Here is a 15,107-nt window from a genome sequence, read left to right on the forward strand (position 1 = left end):
GATCTTGAAATTCGTTGTGCGATGCACAATATTGGGGGCGTACAAGAATCAAGGTGTTCCGGACGGCTAACCGTCGGAATTGGACCATGTTCAGCCCCGCTACAATCATCGCAATCGCCAACCGCGCGCCCAAGGCTTCGGCCAAGGGCGGACCGGTTCGTGTCCTTGCGGCCAGCGAACTCCCGCTGTTCCGTGACCATCTGCTCCGCCTCGACCGTGACAGCCGCCGCGACCGTTTCAACGGTTCGCTGAGCGATGAATGGGTCGCGAAATATGCCGAGCGCTCGGTGCAGGACGGCACGGTGATCCTGGCCTTTTTCGAGGACGGCGTCATTCGCGGCGCCGCCGAGCTGCATCAGGCCGACCTCGTCAATGTCGAGCCGGAAGTGGCCTTCAGCGTGGAATCTTGCATGCGCCGCAAGGGCGTTGGCAGCGTTTTGTTCACCCAGTTGATCGCGAAAGCGAAGTCGATGGGGTACAAGAAGCTGCGCGTCACCACCGGTGCACAGAACGATGCGATGCGCGCTCTGGCCGGCAAGTTCGGCGCCAAGCTGTCGTTCCGCCACGGCGAATCCACGGGTCTGATCGATCTGTCGGACAAGCCTGCAAAGGCTGCAGTGCCGCCAAAGGCCGGCGCGGTGGACGTCGCCACGGCCGTCGGCGAGTACAATCGCGCCGCATGGCGTGCCTGGTTCAATGCCGCCGGTTTCGGCAAACACTGAGCTTTCGCATCATCCGATCCAGATACGAAAAAGCAGGGCCATGGCCCTGCTTTTTTATTGGTTCGATGCCTTGGAAGTTAAGCGCGCTTGGCGACGGCGATCTTCCGGGTGACGCGGCGCTCGACGACCACGGTGCGCTGTGCGCCCTGTTCGCCGGCGATGACGCGGCTGACCCGAAGCGTGCCGGAAGGGCGGCTGGCCTTCTTGACCTGCGCCTGAACTTCTTCGATCGGGAGGCCCATCAGCGATGCAGCGATCTCGGCCTGCTGGTCGAGGTCCTCGGTGATGCCGATGGCTGCGAAGATGGCCTCATCCAGGGTCGGCGGATCATGCCGCACGCGCCGGGTGCCATATTTCGTATTCCACTCGCCGCTCATCGTCCTGCCTCTGGTTGCGTATTTGCTTCCTAACGAAGCCATTGTTGCATTGCAATATGAAAAACCCATGGCAAAGCTGCCATGCGTCATTACGTCCGCGTGATCCCGGACGGCTTTGGTGAGTAGCTTTATTGCAAAGCTGAGTCTGAGGTCAGACCGCGCGCCGGTTGCGGCCACTTTTCCAGTGCCTGATGGCCCGCAGGCGTCAGTCCGTAGATCCCGCGCGACACGGGCTCGAACCAGCCATAGACATTCCGGTGCAGGATCTTCTGCGCGTCGGGATAGATCGGCTTCAGCTCCTTCAGCTGGCGCGGGCCGAGGGCAAGGGCGGCGGCGCAGCCGAGCGCCTGCTGGCGATAGGCGGTCATGATTGGCGTCTTGGTGCTGCCGCCAAGGGCGGGGTCGCCGATCCGCTTCCTGTGTTCAGTGATCAGCCGGGCGCGCTTCTTCGGATTGCGACGTGGGCCCGTGGTCGGCGGCTCGACCAGGATCTCGACCGTCCCGGCATCGGTGACCCCCAACATGCCGAAGCCGAGGCGGCGGCACAGGTTGCGGTAGCGCGCATCGCTCTCGCGTCCCTTGCCACGGATCGACATCCTGGCGGCGATCCAGAGTTCGTCGCAGGCGCCGGCGCGCTCCACGGCTTGCAGGATCAGCTCCAGATTAAAGCTCAGCTTGAGCTCGCCGATCACGACAACGGGCGGATCCTCGCCTTTCAGTGCCACCAGATCGCATCCCGATATCTCGCCCTTCACCGAGAAGCCGAGGTCTTCGAGGAAGCGTTTCACAGGAAGATAGAGCGAGGTTTCCAAGGCGAAGTCCAAATTTGGGCGAGCGATCAAGGCAGGGCACGACAAGGATGGAACCGCGAGTCGCGGGAAGGAGTTTATCCGCGCCGACGCGGCTTGGCATTCTCCAGCACCTTGCGAACATCATCGGAGCTCACGTGAAAACCCTCTTGGAAACAACTGATACTTTTGGTGTTTTGCCGCATCTCGTTGCTCTGTCGATCGCTTATATTTTGGCCCTTCCGATCGGCTGGAACCGGGAGCGCGCCGAACGCAGTGCCGGACTGAGGACGTTTCCACTGGTAGCGCTCGCGACCTGCGGCATCGTTCAGGCCACGGAAGGCATCCTGAACGGACACCCCGAAGGCACCGCGCGCATCATCGAAGGTCTGATGACGGGCATGGGGTTCATCGGGGGCGGTGCCATTCTGAAGGACGGCGGCTCGGTCCGCGGCACGGCAACGGCATCCAGCCTGTGGGCGACCGGCGCCACCGGTGCGGCCGTCGGACTCGGCTCCTACGATGTCGCCGTCGTCATCTCCCTGTTCACCTTCCTCACTCTGTGGCTGCTGGTTCCGTTCAAGGAGGAGGGCGGAAAGGAAGACCAGAACGGGGCCAAGCCGCATAGCGAACTTTAGCCGGAGGATGGGCTGGCGCTTTGCTGCAAAGCAGCGTAAAAGCGCGCCATCCCGATACGCTCCGGACTCCTTGGACCCGACGTGACCGTCAAATGAAGGACGGCCGATTCGTTTCCGTTTGGTCCAGGTATCTCGATTTCGAGCATCGCTCGTCGCGATGAGTCCTGGCCGCACCATGCGGCCTGCTGCAACCAAGGTAACATCCGTGTCTTTTGAATCGACGCCCCCGGCGCTCGCCCGTGCATTGGCTGAGCGCAACTATCGCGAATCCACCCCCGTACAGACCGCCGTGCTGGCTGACGAAGCCGTCGGCCGTGACCTGCTGGTTTCCGCGCAGACCGGCTCCGGCAAGACCGTCGCCTATGGCCTCGCGATTGCGGCCGATCTGCTCGAAGGCGCCGAGCGGCTGCCGCAGGCCGGCGCGCCGCTGGCGTTGATCGTGGCGCCGACGCGCGAACTAGCGTTGCAGGTGCACGGCGAACTGACCTGGCTCTATGCCCAGGCCGGCGCCCGTGTCGTGTCCTGCGTCGGTGGCATGGACCCGCGCACGGAGCAGCGCGCGCTCGCTTCCGGTGCACACATCGTTGTCGGCACGCCGGGCCGCCTGTGCGACCATCTCCGCCGCAACCGTCTCGACATTTCGCAGATCAAGGCCGTCGTGCTCGACGAGGCCGACGAGATGCTCGACATGGGTTTTCGGGAGGATATGGAGTTCATCCTCGAGACCACGCCGGAGAGCCGCCGCACGCTGCTGTTCTCGGCGACCATGCCGCGCGGCATCGCCAATCTCGCCAAGGAATATCAGAACAACGCCTTCCGCATCGAAGTCGCCGGCAGCGAAGGTGGCCATTCGGACATCGAATACCGCGCCATCCGCATCTCGCCGAACGACGTCGATCATGCGGTGGTCAACGTGCTGCGCTATTTCGAATCGCCGACCTCGATCGTGTTCTGCAACACCCGCAATTCGGTGAAGCATCTGCAGGGCGTGCTGCTGGAGCGCGGCTTCTCCGTCGTCGCGCTGTCGGGCGAGCTGTCGCAGAACGAACGTACCCACGCACTGCAGGCGCTGCGCGATGGCCATGCGCGCATCTGCGTCGCCACCGACGTCGCCGCGCGCGGCATCGATCTGCCCAATCTCGGTCTGGTCATCCATGCCGAACTGCCGAACGATCCGGAAGTGATGCAGCATCGCTCGGGCCGCACCGGCCGCGCCGGCCGCAAGGGCATCAGCGTTTTGCTGGTGCCGCCGTCGCGTCGTCGCCGTGCCGAATTCCTGCTGCAGCTTGCCGAGACCGAAGCGGTCTGGGGCGCAGCACCGACCGTGGATGAAATCCGCGTGCTCGACGAAGAGCGCATGATGTCGGACAAGATTTTCGACGATGCGGCGAATGAGGACGATGCGGTGTTCGCCAAGAAGCTGCTCGAGCGGCATCCGGCCGAGACCATCGCGACCGCACTGGCGCGACTCTATCGTTCGCGTCTGCCGTCGCCGGAAGAGGTCGAGGATCCCGGCACGTTCCGTGCGCGTGATCGCGAAGATCGTGCCGGCAGCCGTCGCAAGGGCGAGGATGGTCTGCCCGTCCGCAAGACCCCGAAGAAGAACGAGCCGATGGGCGAGGGCGCAAAGTGGTTTCGCGCCGCCATCGGCCGGCAGAAGAATGCCGAAGCCCGCTGGCTGCTGCCGATGATCTGCCGCCGTGGCGGCATCGAGAAGAACGATGTCGGCGCCATCAAGATCTATGACGGCGCCACCGAGTTCGAGATCTCGGCGGCGGCTGCCGAGCGCTTCGTGACCATGATCAAGCGCCCGGACAAGGAAGACAATATCCGCATCGACGCGCTGCCGAACGGTCCGGAAGGCGGCCCGATCACGCCGATGCCGCGCGGCGGCGATCGTGACTTCCCGCCGAAGCGTCACCGCAAGGGCGACGACTTCCGGAAGTCTGACGGTGATCGTCCGGATTTCAAGGCGAAGGATTCCTACAAGGGCAAGTCGTGGAAGGACGACGGCCCGCGTGAGCGTCCGCGCAGCGACAAGCCCTATGGCAGCCAGAATTTCGATGACAAGCCGCGCGGGGATCGCAAGCCGAAATATGATCCGTTGAAAGCCGATCGTGCGCGCGAGCCGTCTGCGAGCTGGGACGATCGCAAGCCGAAGCGTGACGGTGGCTATGAGGGCAAGAAGCCCTATGAAGGCAAGAAGCCGGATTTCCACGACAAGCCGCGTAAGGAAAAGAAGACTTACGTGGCCAAGGCCAAGCGCGATGGCGCCGCAAAGTTCGAGAAGCCGGCGTTCGGGAAGAAGAAAAAGGACCGGGGTTGAGACCTAACTAGCGCAGCCCGCTCTATTGTCGTCGCCCGCGAAAGCGGGTGACCCAGTAGACACCGGCTGCTGCGATTCAGGACGGACGTCAGTGTTTACTGGATCGCCCGCTTTTGCGGGCGATGACAGTTCGGCCGCTACACCCGCCCGCGCACCGGTACCAATGCGCCGGTCACCGCACTGGCCGCATCGCTGGCCAGAAACAGGATGACGCTCGCCAGTTCATCCGGCGTCACCCATTTCGAAAAATCCGCATCGGGCATGTCGCGGCGGTTCGCCGAGGTGTCGATGGTCGAGGGCAGCACGGCATTGACCGTGACCTTGCCCTTCAGCTCCGCAGCCAAGGTTTCCGTCAGTTTATGCACACCGGCCTTTGACGCCGCATAGGGGCCCATGCCGCTGCCGGCCTCCAATGCGCCGATGGCGCCGATATTCACGATCCGCCCGGCATGTGATTTCACCAGATGCGGAATCGCTGCGCGCGATGTGTTGAGAGCCGTGAGCAGGTTGAGACGATGCATCGTCTCCCAGCTCTTTCCGTCGCCCTCAGTGACGGTCTCGAATTTGAAGGCGCCGGCGATATTGATCAGCACGTCGATGCGGCCGAGCTGCGCGACGACATCGCCGATCGCCTTGCTGGCCTGCGCAGCGTCGGACAGATCGACGCCGCCGATCTGTAAGCGCTGTGGTGTGGAGTCGATGTCATTGTGCCCGTGGTCGATCACGGCGACGGTCGCGCCGTCATTCAATGCACGATCCGCGACGACCCGGCCGAGTGCGCCGGCAGCGCCGGTGATCACGACGATCTTCTTCTGCATCAATGGTGCCTCCGCCTAGCTGTGATCTGCGCCCGCCTTTGCCGCGGGCAGGACCCAAAGATAGATGCTGCCTGCAATGATCGCCATGACAGACATCAGGCCGGTCATCACCAGAGCGGGATGGCCGAACGGCTCCAGCACCGCGATCATGGCGCTGGCGAAGGAGCCCATCACCATCTGGGTGCAGCGCATGACGCCGGCGGCGGAACCCGCCACATGGGGCAGGTTTGCCAGCGCCTCATGATTGGTCGATGGCGCGAGAATGCCGAAGGCGAAGATGGTCAGCGCCATCAGCGGCGTAAGCGAAGCGACAGTCACAGCATTTGCAGGAACCAGCAGCAAGGCCCCGACGGCACTCGCCGCCATCAGCAACAGGCCGAAGGCGATGATCTTTCGCGACGGCACCTGGCGTTTGCTGAGCTGGCCCGAGATCAGCGACGCCACCAGCACGCCGCAGGAGGTCAGGCCGAACAGGAGCGAGAAGCTGGTGGTGGACAGGCCGAGATTGCCGATCAGCACCGAGGGAGCCCCGGAGATGAAGGCGAACATGCAGGCAAAGGCGCAGGCATAGAGCAGGGCGTAGCCGACGAAGCTGCGATCACCGAGCACGAAGCGATAGCTTTCCGTGAGCTGCCGCGGATTGAGCGAGCGGCGGTTCTCGACCGGTTGCGATTCCGCAAGACCGATGGCGCCGACGACGAGCAGGATGAGGCCGACCGCGGCCTGTGCCGCATAGATCGCGCGCCAGTCGCTGACTGTCATCACCCAGCCGCCGAGCACCGGCGCCAGCATCGGCGCGATGCCGAGCACGGCCGCGATCTGCGACAGCTTTTGTCGCGCGGCGCCGTGAACGAACAGGTCGCGCACGATGGCGATGGGCAGGATCGCGCAGGCCCCGGCGGCAAAGCCCTGAAGCAGGCGGCAGGCCAGCAGCACGGTGAAATTCGGGGCAAGGGCGCAGGCGCCCGCTGCCAGCGAGAACAGCAGCAGGCCATCGAGCAGCATGGCGCGGCGGCCGAAACGATCGGCGAGCGGGCCGCAGATCAGGGGCGAGATCGCAAAGCCCGCCATGAACAGGCTGAGCGTCAGCGGGCCGCGGCCGGCGGCATCCGCGAATGTCGCCTCGATGGCGGGGAGGCCGGGCAGGCCCATGTCGATCGACAGCGGCGGCAGCGCGGTGAGGGTGCCCAGGAAAGCGGTAAAAGCAAACGTATCGCGCCCGAGCGCCACAATGATGTCCTTGAAACCGAAACGAAGAGGTCGTGCAGCCTATTCCGCCGGACTGACCTGCGCCGAACGTTCGCTGCGATTGATCAACCGCGTCAGTGTCATCGCAAGGCCGGCCAGCGCAACGCAAGCCGCCAGCAGCGGCAGTTGGCCATAATGCACGCCGGCATTCAATGCGACGCCGCCGATCCAGGCGCCGGTGGCGTTGCCGAGATTGAAGGCGCCCTGATTGAGCGTCGAGGCCAGATTTGGCGCGTCGGTGGCGGCGTCCACCACCCAGATCTGCAACGGGGAGACCAGCGCGAAAGCGATGCCGCCCCACAGCACGAGCAGCACCAGGGTCGGGATCGCCATATGCACGACAGCGGCGAGCGCGCCGAGCACCAGCGCGAGGCAGATGAACGCGCCGATCACGGTGGACAGCAGGTTCTTGTCGGCGAGGCGGCCGCCGATCAGATTGCCGACGGTGAGGCCGACGCCGATGGCCAGCAGCGCGCCGGTGACGCCATGCGGCGTCAGGCCGGTGACTTCTTCGAGCAGCGGCGTGATGTAGGTGAAGAGGCTGAACATGCTGACCGAGGCGGTGGTGGAGATCAGCATCGGCAGCAGCACCGGCCAGCGGCCGAGCGCGCGGAATTCGCGGCCGAGGCCGCCGCGTGTGCCGGACATGCCCGACGGCACGTAACGCAGGATGGCGAGGAAAGCGATGACGCCGATCACGACGACGGCCCAGAACGCCGCGCGCCAGCCGGCGGCCTGACCGAGCGCGGTGCCGAACGGAACGCCGAGGACATTGGCGAGGGTGAGGCCCGCAAACATCAGCGAGACTGCCTGGGTGCGCTGCTCACGCGGCACCAGATTGCTGGCCACGATCGCGCCGATGCCGAAGAACGCGCCGTGCGCGAAGGATGTGACCACGCGCGCCAGCATCAGCAGCCAATAGTCGGGCGCGATCGCGCAGCCGACATTGCCAATGGTGAACAGCGCCATCAGCGCCAACAGGGCTGCCTTGCGCGGCATGCCGGCCGTCGCCATCGCCACCAGGGGCGCACCAACCACGACGCCGAGCGCATAACCTGAAACGAGGTAGCCGGCCTGGGGGATGGTCACCGACAGGCTGCGCGCCACATCCGGCAGCAGTCCCATGATCACGAATTCGGTCGTGCCGATGCCGAACGACGCTGCTGCAAGGGCAAGAATTGGAAGGGAAATGCGAATGGGATTTCTCCTGGACGGAAATATTGCGTCGCAATATCCGGAGAAATGTCATGTTCGCAGGCGCAGCACAAAGGCTGCGTGCAGGACGCAGCATTGCGCGCAGCGGTGATCTCGTTGTCGTGAAGAGGGCGGAATACCGCTCTGTCGTCCTAGAGAGCGCGGCGAAGCAATCCAGTTGTTTCTTGCTTTGACCCGTTCGATTGCTTCGTCGCCTTCGGCTCCTCGCAATGACGGCGTTCTAGCCGAAGGCGATCTCGATGTGGCGCTCACGTTTGCTGAGAATGTGACAGGCGCGTGAGAGGTGATCGACCGGGATACTGAGCTTGAAGTGCTCGGGGATGTCCTTCGTGCTCAACACGTCGAGACTGGCGCCCTTGTCGGACAGGCCGCGCACGGTGCAGTCAATGGTGGAATGCCCGCCATTGAACGAGATATGGCCTGCCTTGAACACGCGGCGAAGATTGCTCGGCGCCACTTCGCGAACTTGCCATTCGACGCAGCGGTTACGGCCGCTTTGCTTGGCCTCATACATCGCCGTGTCCGCCCGGCGGAGCAACTCGTCGATGTCGCAGGCATTGCGCTCGAGCGTGGCGATGCCAAAGCTCGCTGTAATCGGAAGTGGCCCATTCGCCCCGTTTACGACGACATTGGCGATGGCCTCGCGCACTTTTTCGGCCACCAGCATCGCATCGTCGCGATTGGTATGCGGCAGCAGTATCGCAAATTCCTCGCCGCCGACGCGTCCGATGGAGTCGGCTTTGCGCAGCAAGCTTTGAACGGCCTGCACGCAGGCTTTGAGAACACGGTCGCCGACATGGTGGCCGTTGTTGTCGTTGATCGCCTTGAAATGATCGAGGTCGAACATGATCAGGCTGAGATTGTGCCCGTGACGGACGGCGAGGGTGCTGGCGCGGGTGGCTTCGTCGCGAAACGCGCGACGGGATAGCGCGCCGGTGAGGCTGTCCTCCATCAGCAGCGTGCGCAATTCGAGTTCGCTGAGCACGATGCTGGCAAAGTCCTGCAGCATGGCCGACTGTTCTGCGCTGAACGCGCGCGGCACGGAATCAAACGTGCAGAGCGTGCCGATGGCATAGCCGCCGGCAACCCGCAGCGGGACGCCCGCATAGAAGCGAACATGCGGCTCGCCAATCACGGCCGGATGCTCGCGATAGAGCGGATCGGCAAGCGTGTCGGGGATGACGAGGGGGCGCGTCTCGCGAATGGTGTAGTTGCACAACGCGGTGTCGCGACCGGTCTCGCAAGCTTCAAACCCCTGTCGGGATTTGAACCACTGGCGATGGCCATCGATCAGGCTGATCACCGACATCGGCATGTCGAAGACATTCCGCGTCAACCGTGTGATGCGATCAAAAGCTTCTTCGGGCGGGGTGTCGAGAATGTCGTAACGGTCAAGCGCACTCAGACGGTCGCTCTCCCGGGTATTACTTGCCTGCATTGCTCAGTCCGTCGTGCGAAGTCTCATCCCATCATCCCGTTCCCACGGGCATCATGTCATGAACCGCACGCTCGCGCCAACGCATGAAGCCGATTTTGCATCAGCTTGATCGTCGCAGCGGACGATAGCACCTACACAGGTGGCCAGCTACGCATCGCCATGTCGGCCAGCTTGCGCAATTGCTCGCGCGGCGCGCCGCCGGCAGCCTGCACAGCCATACCTTGAAGGATGGCTGACACATAGCGTGCGAGGTCGCCGGCATCGGCATCAGTCGGCAGATCACCTTCGGCGATCGCGCGCGTGAAACGGATGTGCAGATCCTGCTCGCCCTTGGAGCGACGTGCCATCAGTTCCTGCTTGATGGTCTCGGCCGCATCGCCACAGCACAACGCACCCTGGACAGCGAGACAGCCGGGGTTCTTCGGATCGGTCACGGCCTCGACGGACTCATAGAGGATGTGTTGAACGACCTCGCGCGCGGTCGGCATTTCCAGGCCGGTGCGGAAGTATCCGCCGGGCCCATCCACATAGCGATCGAGCGCTTTGCGAAACAGTTCTTCCTTGTTGCCGAAAGCGGCGTAGAGGCTCGGCTTGGTGATGCCCATGGCATCGGTGAGGTCGGCCATCGACGCGCCCTCGTAACCCTTGCGCCAGAATACATGCAGCGCGAGGTCGAGTGCGGCATCGACATCGAATTCACGCGGACGTCCCATGGCCATTGCCGGGTCCTCCAAAAGATTTCTACCGCTCAGTAGATAAGTCCCTTGACACTGGATGTCGATAGACCATCTATACCGGGCGTTACGGATATGTGCGTCGCAGCAAGATTCCCCGGAAATCGGGTCGCCAGCGCGGCGGTACTTTCCTTAGCTATTGGAATGACAGGGCTTTCTCAAGTCCTGTCCAAGATTAAATGGAGTCCATGATGGCCAATTCTCTTGCCCGGAAATTCGCACTTGGCGCCGGTATTTTCCTCGTCTCGGTGACTGTGGGCGGCGGCGCCGCCCTTTGGGATCTTGCCGGATTCGCCGCTCAGGCAGAACAGGCTCCTGCCGCTCCGCCGGCGGTTCCGGCTTCGGTGGCGACGGTGGAGGCCAAGGCCACGACGCCGTCCGACGAGTTCTCCGGCCGGCTCGAGGCGATCGAACGGGTGGAAATTCGTTCCCGCGTCGCCGGTGCCGTTCAGGAGATCCATTTTCGTGAAGGCGCGCTGGTGAAGAAGGATGATCTGCTGGTGCAGATCGATCCCGCGCTCTATGCGGCCGAAGTCGATCGTGCCCAGGGGCAGGTGTCTGCCGCGCGGGCGCGCCTGATCTTCACCAAGGCGGATTACGATCGCGGCCAGCAGCTCACGACATCCAGCATCACGCAGCGCGATCTCGACAATCGCTCCAACGCTTTCCATGAAGCTGAAGCCAATCTCGCCGCCACCCAGGCGGCTCTGAAGACCGCTCAGCTCAATCTCAGCTACACCGAAGTTCGTGCGCCCGTGTCCGGCCGCGTCGGCAAGGTCGAGATCACTGTCGGCAATCTGATTGCCGCCGGTCCATCTTCGCCGTTGCTGACCACACTCGTGTCGGTCAATCCGATCTATGCCAGCTTCAATGCGGATGAACTGGTGGTGTCGCGCGCGCTCAAGACGCTCGCCGACGAGAAGACGCCGAACGAGATCGAGCGTGTTCCCGTGCAGATGACCACGATTTCCGACGCGTCACCGGTTAAGGGCAAGATGCAGTTCATCGACAACCAGGTCGATCCGCGCTCGGGCACCGTGCGCGTGCGTGCGGTGTTCGATAATCACGAGGGCCGTCTGATGCCGGGTCAGTTCGCACGCCTCTCGATGGGGCAGCCGAAGCCGGAGCAGACGTTGCTGATCTCGGAGCGCGCCGTCGGTACCGATCAGAACAAGAAGTTCGTGATGGTGGTCGATGGCAAGGACAAGGCCGAGTATCGCGAAGTCCAGCTCGGCGCGTCCGTGGACGGCATGCGCATCATCCTCAGCGGTCTCAAGGCCGGAGAGCGCATCGTCGTCAACGGCCTCCAGCGCGTCCGGCCCGGTGTGACCATCAAGCCCGAAATGGTGGCGATGACATCGGCCTCGCTGCCGCAGACCAAGACCGCATCTGCCAACTGATTTCTGTTTCTGCGCCTGTTTCTCCGCCCGTTCGCGGCGGGGAATTTTCCTCTCAATTTTGTCGTCACCGCGGCCGCCTTTCGGGACCGCATGAGATCACTGCGCCCGGACGGGGCAGGTTTTACGGATCATCGTCATGAACTTCTCAAAGTTTTTCATCGACCGCCCGATTTTCGCCGGCGTGCTTTCCGCGGTGATTTTCCTGGCGGGTCTGCTGGCGATGCCGGCTCTGCCGATCTCTGAATATCCGGAAGTTGCGCCGCCGACCGTGGTGGTGACGGCCAACTACCCCGGCGCCAATCCGAAGGTGATTGCGGAAACCGTCTCGACGCCGATCGAGGAACAGATCAACGGCGTCGAGAACATGCTCTATATGAGCAGCCAGGCGACCACCGATGGCCGCATGACGCTCAATGTCACGTTCCGTCTCGGCACCGACCCCGACAAGGCGCAGCAGCTGGTACAGAACCGGGTCTCGCAGGCCGAGCCGCGGCTGCCGGCGGAAGTGCGGGCGCTCGGGGTCACCACGATCAAGAGCGCGCCTGACCTCACCATGGTCGTTCACTTGCTGTCGCCGAACGACCGCTATGACATGACCTATCTGCGCAATTACGCCGTGCTCAACGTTAAGGATCGCCTCGCGCGCATCGAGGGCGTCGGCCAGGTGCAGCTGTTCGGTTCGGGCGATTACTCCATGCGCGTCTGGCTCGACCCGCAGAAGGTCGCCGAGCGCGGCCTGTCGCCGGGCGACGTGGTGCGCGAGATCCGTGCGCAGAACGTGCAGGCGGCAGCGGGGCAGGTGGGCGGTTCGCCCAACGAGCCCGGCCTCGATCTGCAGCTCTCCATCAATGCGCAAGGTCGCCTGCAGAGCGAAGAGGAATTCGGCGAGATCATTGTAAAGAACGGCGACAATGGCGAAGTCGTGCGGCTGCGCGACATCGCGCGCATCGAACTCGGTGCAGCTGACTACGCGCTGCGCTCGCTGCTGAACAACAAGTCCGCAGTGGCGATCCCGATCTTCCAGTCGCCAGGCTCCAATGCGATCCAGATCTCCGACAATGTCCGCAAGACGATGAAGGAGCTGAAGGAGAACATGCCGGACGGTGTCGCCTACGACATCGTCTATGACCCCACGCAGTTTGTGCGCGCGTCCATCGAGGCGGTCATCCACACGCTGCTGGAAGCCATTGCGCTGGTCGTGCTGGTGGTCATCCTGTTCCTGCAGACATGGCGGGCGTCGATCATTCCGCTGATCGCGGTGCCGGTGTCTGTGGTCGGCACCTTCGCGGTCATGCATGTGTTCGGCTTCTCGGTGAACGCGCTGACGCTGTTCGGTCTCGTGTTGGCCATCGGCATCGTGGTGGACGACGCCATCGTCGTGGTCGAGAACGTCGAGCGCAATATCGAGCGGGGGCTGAGCCCGAAGGATGCGGCCTATCAGGCCATGCGCGAAGTGACCGGGCCGATCATCGCCATCGCGCTGGTGCTGGTCGCGGTTTTCGTGCCGCTGGCCTTCATCACCGGCCTGACCGGGCAGTTCTACAAGCAGTTCGCATTGACGGTGGCGATCTCGACAGTCATCTCGGCCTTCAACTCGCTGACGCTGTCGCCGGCGCTCGCGGCGCTGCTGCTGAAGGGACATGATGCACCGAAGGATGTACTGACGCGCTTCATGGACAAGACGCTGGGCTGGTTCTTCGTGCGCTTCAATCGCTTCTTTACGCGCTCGTCGGAAGCCTATGGCGGTGGCGTCAAGCGGGTGATCTCGCGCCGTGCCATCGTGATGGGGCTCTATCTCGGGCTTGTCGGTGTCACCGGCTATCTGTTCCATGCGGTGCCCGGCGGCTTCGTGCCCGGCCAGGACAAGCAGTATCTGGTCGGCTTCGCGCAGTTGCCGGACGGTGCCACGCTGGATCGTACCGAAGAGGTGATCCGCAAGATGGGCGAGATCGCGCTGAAGGAGCCGGGTGTCGAGAACGCCATCCAGTTCCCGGGCCTGTCGATCAACGGTTTCACCAACTCGTCGAATTCCGGCATCGTCTTCATCGGCCTGAAGGATTTCAAGGACCGCAAGGACAAGTCGCTGTCCGGCAATGCGATCGCGCTGTCGCTGAACAAGAAATATGCCGGCTTGCAGGATGCCTTCATCGCCATGTTCCCGCCGCCGCCGGTCGCCGGCCTCGGCACGATCGGCGGCTTCAAGCTGCAGATCGAGGATCGCGCCGGTCTCGGTTATGAGGCGCTGAACGACGCCACCAAGGCCTTTGTCGCCAAGGCGATGCAGCAGAAGGAGCTCGTCGGCCTTTTCTCGAGCTATCAGATCAATGTGCCGCAGCTCTATGCGGATGTGGATCGCACCAAGGCCCGCCAGCTCAATGTGCCGGTGACGTCGATCTTCGACACGATGCAGATCTATCTCGGCTCGCTCTATGTGAATGACTTCAACAAGTTTGGCCGCACCTATTCGGTGCGTGTCCAGGCCGACGCAAAATATCGCGCGCGGGCTGACGATATCGGCCAGTTGAAGGTGCGCTCGGACAGCAATGAGATGATCCCGCTGTCGACGCTGCTGCGCGTGAAGGAGAGTGCGGGTCCGGAACGCGCCATGCGCTACAACGGCTTCCTGTCCGCCGATATCAATGGTGGCGCTGCGCCGGGCTATTCCACCGGGCAGGCGCAGGATGCGGTGGCGCGTGTTGCCAAGGAGACGCTGCCCAAGGGCATCGACTTCGAATGGACGGAGCTGACCTATCAGGAAATCATCGCCGGCAATTCATCGCTGATCGTGTTCCCGGTGGCGCTGCTGCTGGTGTTCCTGGTGCTGGCGGCCCAGTATGAAAGCCTCACACTGCCTCTCTCGATCATCATGATCGTGCCGATGGGCCTGCTCGCGGCGATGTTCGGCGTCTGGATCACCAAGGGTGACAATAACGTCTTCACCCAGATTGGTTTGATTGTCCTTGTGGGCTTGTCGGCGAAGAACGCGATCCTGATCGTGGAATTTGCCCGCGAGCTGGAATTCGCCGGCCGCAAGCCGATCGAGGCGGCGATCGAGGCCAGCCGGCTGCGTCTGCGTCCGATCTTGATGACGTCGATGGCCTTTGTGATGGGCGTGGTGCCGCTGGTGACATCCACCGGCGCTGGCTCCGAGATGCGGCAGGCGATGGGCGTTGCGGTCTTCGCAGGCATGATCGGCGTTACAGCCTTCGGCATCTTCTTCACGCCGATGTTCTATGTGCTGCTCCGCGCCATGGCGGGTAACCGCCCGCTGACCCAGCATGGCGAAGCGACGGTGGATCAGACTGCGCCGTTGGCACCGGGATCGCACGAGAGCGAGCCGCGCCCGCACGCCACGTTGACAACGCACACCTGAGCCCCAGACTGTCTCTCACGTTAACACGCG

At 63.2% G+C, this 15,107-nt stretch carries 12 protein-coding genes; 5 read left to right on the plus strand and 7 right to left on the minus strand.

Annotated elements, in window-relative coordinates; genetic code table 11:
- Positions 1–86: 86 nt before the first annotated feature.
- On the plus strand, positions 87–722 hold the full coding sequence (locus ACIQ17_RS00145) for a GNAT family N-acetyltransferase (RefSeq protein ID WP_398464111.1): 636 nt from the start codon (positions 87–89) through the stop codon (positions 720–722).
- Between the two features lie 77 nt (positions 723–799).
- On the opposite strand, the gene ACIQ17_RS00150 is transcribed toward ACIQ17_RS00145, so the two are convergent.
- Both ACIQ17_RS00150 and ACIQ17_RS00155 read right to left on the minus strand, forming a co-directional pair.
- The gene (locus ACIQ17_RS00150; RefSeq protein WP_398464113.1) at positions 800–1,099 is read right to left on the minus strand and encodes a hypothetical protein; all 300 of its coding nucleotides are present in this window, start codon (positions 1,097–1,099) and stop codon (positions 800–802) included.
- A 128-nt stretch (positions 1,100–1,227) separates the two neighbouring features.
- Positions 1,228–1,911 carry a DUF2161 domain-containing phosphodiesterase gene (locus tag ACIQ17_RS00155; protein WP_398464115.1) on the minus strand — a complete coding sequence of 228 codons (684 nt, stop codon included), beginning with the start codon at positions 1,909–1,911 and terminating at the stop codon, positions 1,228–1,230.
- 134 nt (positions 1,912–2,045) lie between these two features.
- On the opposite strand from ACIQ17_RS00155, the gene ACIQ17_RS00160 reads away from it, so the two are divergent.
- Both ACIQ17_RS00160 and ACIQ17_RS00165 read left to right on the plus strand, forming a co-directional pair.
- On the plus strand, positions 2,046–2,525 hold the full coding sequence (locus tag ACIQ17_RS00160; protein WP_398464117.1) for an MgtC/SapB family protein: 480 nt from the start codon (positions 2,046–2,048) through the stop codon (positions 2,523–2,525).
- A gap of 205 nt (positions 2,526–2,730) precedes the next feature.
- On the plus strand, positions 2,731–4,851 hold the full coding sequence (locus ACIQ17_RS00165; protein WP_398464119.1) for a DEAD/DEAH box helicase: 2,121 nt from the start codon (positions 2,731–2,733) through the stop codon (positions 4,849–4,851).
- Between the two features lie 137 nt (positions 4,852–4,988).
- Here the strand turns inward: ACIQ17_RS00165 and fabG are convergent, their stop codons facing one another.
- From fabG to ACIQ17_RS00190, 5 genes are all read right to left on the minus strand, one after another.
- A complete protein-coding gene (gene fabG, locus ACIQ17_RS00170) occupies positions 4,989–5,669 on the minus strand; it encodes a 3-oxoacyl-ACP reductase FabG (RefSeq protein WP_398464121.1) in 681 nt (226 codons plus the stop codon).
- A 15-nt stretch (positions 5,670–5,684) separates the two neighbouring features.
- Positions 5,685–6,899 (minus strand): multidrug effflux MFS transporter, encoded by a 1,215-nt coding sequence (locus tag ACIQ17_RS00175; RefSeq protein ID WP_398464123.1) that lies wholly within the window; start codon positions 6,897–6,899, stop codon positions 5,685–5,687.
- A gap of 39 nt (positions 6,900–6,938) precedes the next feature.
- On the minus strand, positions 6,939–8,108 hold the full coding sequence (locus ACIQ17_RS00180; RefSeq protein WP_398464227.1) for an MFS transporter: 1,170 nt from the start codon (positions 8,106–8,108) through the stop codon (positions 6,939–6,941).
- A 244-nt stretch (positions 8,109–8,352) separates the two neighbouring features.
- Complete coding sequence (locus ACIQ17_RS00185) at positions 8,353–9,570, minus strand: GGDEF domain-containing protein (RefSeq protein ID WP_398464125.1); 1,218 nt, start codon at positions 9,568–9,570, stop codon at positions 8,353–8,355.
- Between the two features lie 131 nt (positions 9,571–9,701).
- Positions 9,702–10,289: a TetR/AcrR family transcriptional regulator gene (locus ACIQ17_RS00190; protein ID WP_398464127.1), complete on the minus strand. Its 588-nt coding sequence runs from the start codon at positions 10,287–10,289 to the stop codon at positions 9,702–9,704.
- Between the two features lie 206 nt (positions 10,290–10,495).
- Between ACIQ17_RS00190 and ACIQ17_RS00195 the strand changes: the two genes are divergently transcribed.
- Both ACIQ17_RS00195 and ACIQ17_RS00200 read left to right on the plus strand, forming a co-directional pair.
- Positions 10,496–11,704 (plus strand): efflux RND transporter periplasmic adaptor subunit, encoded by a 1,209-nt coding sequence (locus ACIQ17_RS00195; protein ID WP_398464130.1) that lies wholly within the window; start codon positions 10,496–10,498, stop codon positions 11,702–11,704.
- 136 nt (positions 11,705–11,840) lie between these two features.
- Entirely contained in the window at positions 11,841–15,077 is a 3,237-nt protein-coding gene (locus tag ACIQ17_RS00200) for an efflux RND transporter permease subunit (RefSeq protein ID WP_398464132.1), read from the plus strand.
- Positions 15,078–15,107: the final 30 nt, after the last annotated feature.

Origin of the sequence: Tardiphaga sp., from assembly GCF_044340795.1 — a bacterium.
Taxonomy (GTDB): Bacteria; Pseudomonadota; Alphaproteobacteria; order Rhizobiales; family Xanthobacteraceae; genus Tardiphaga.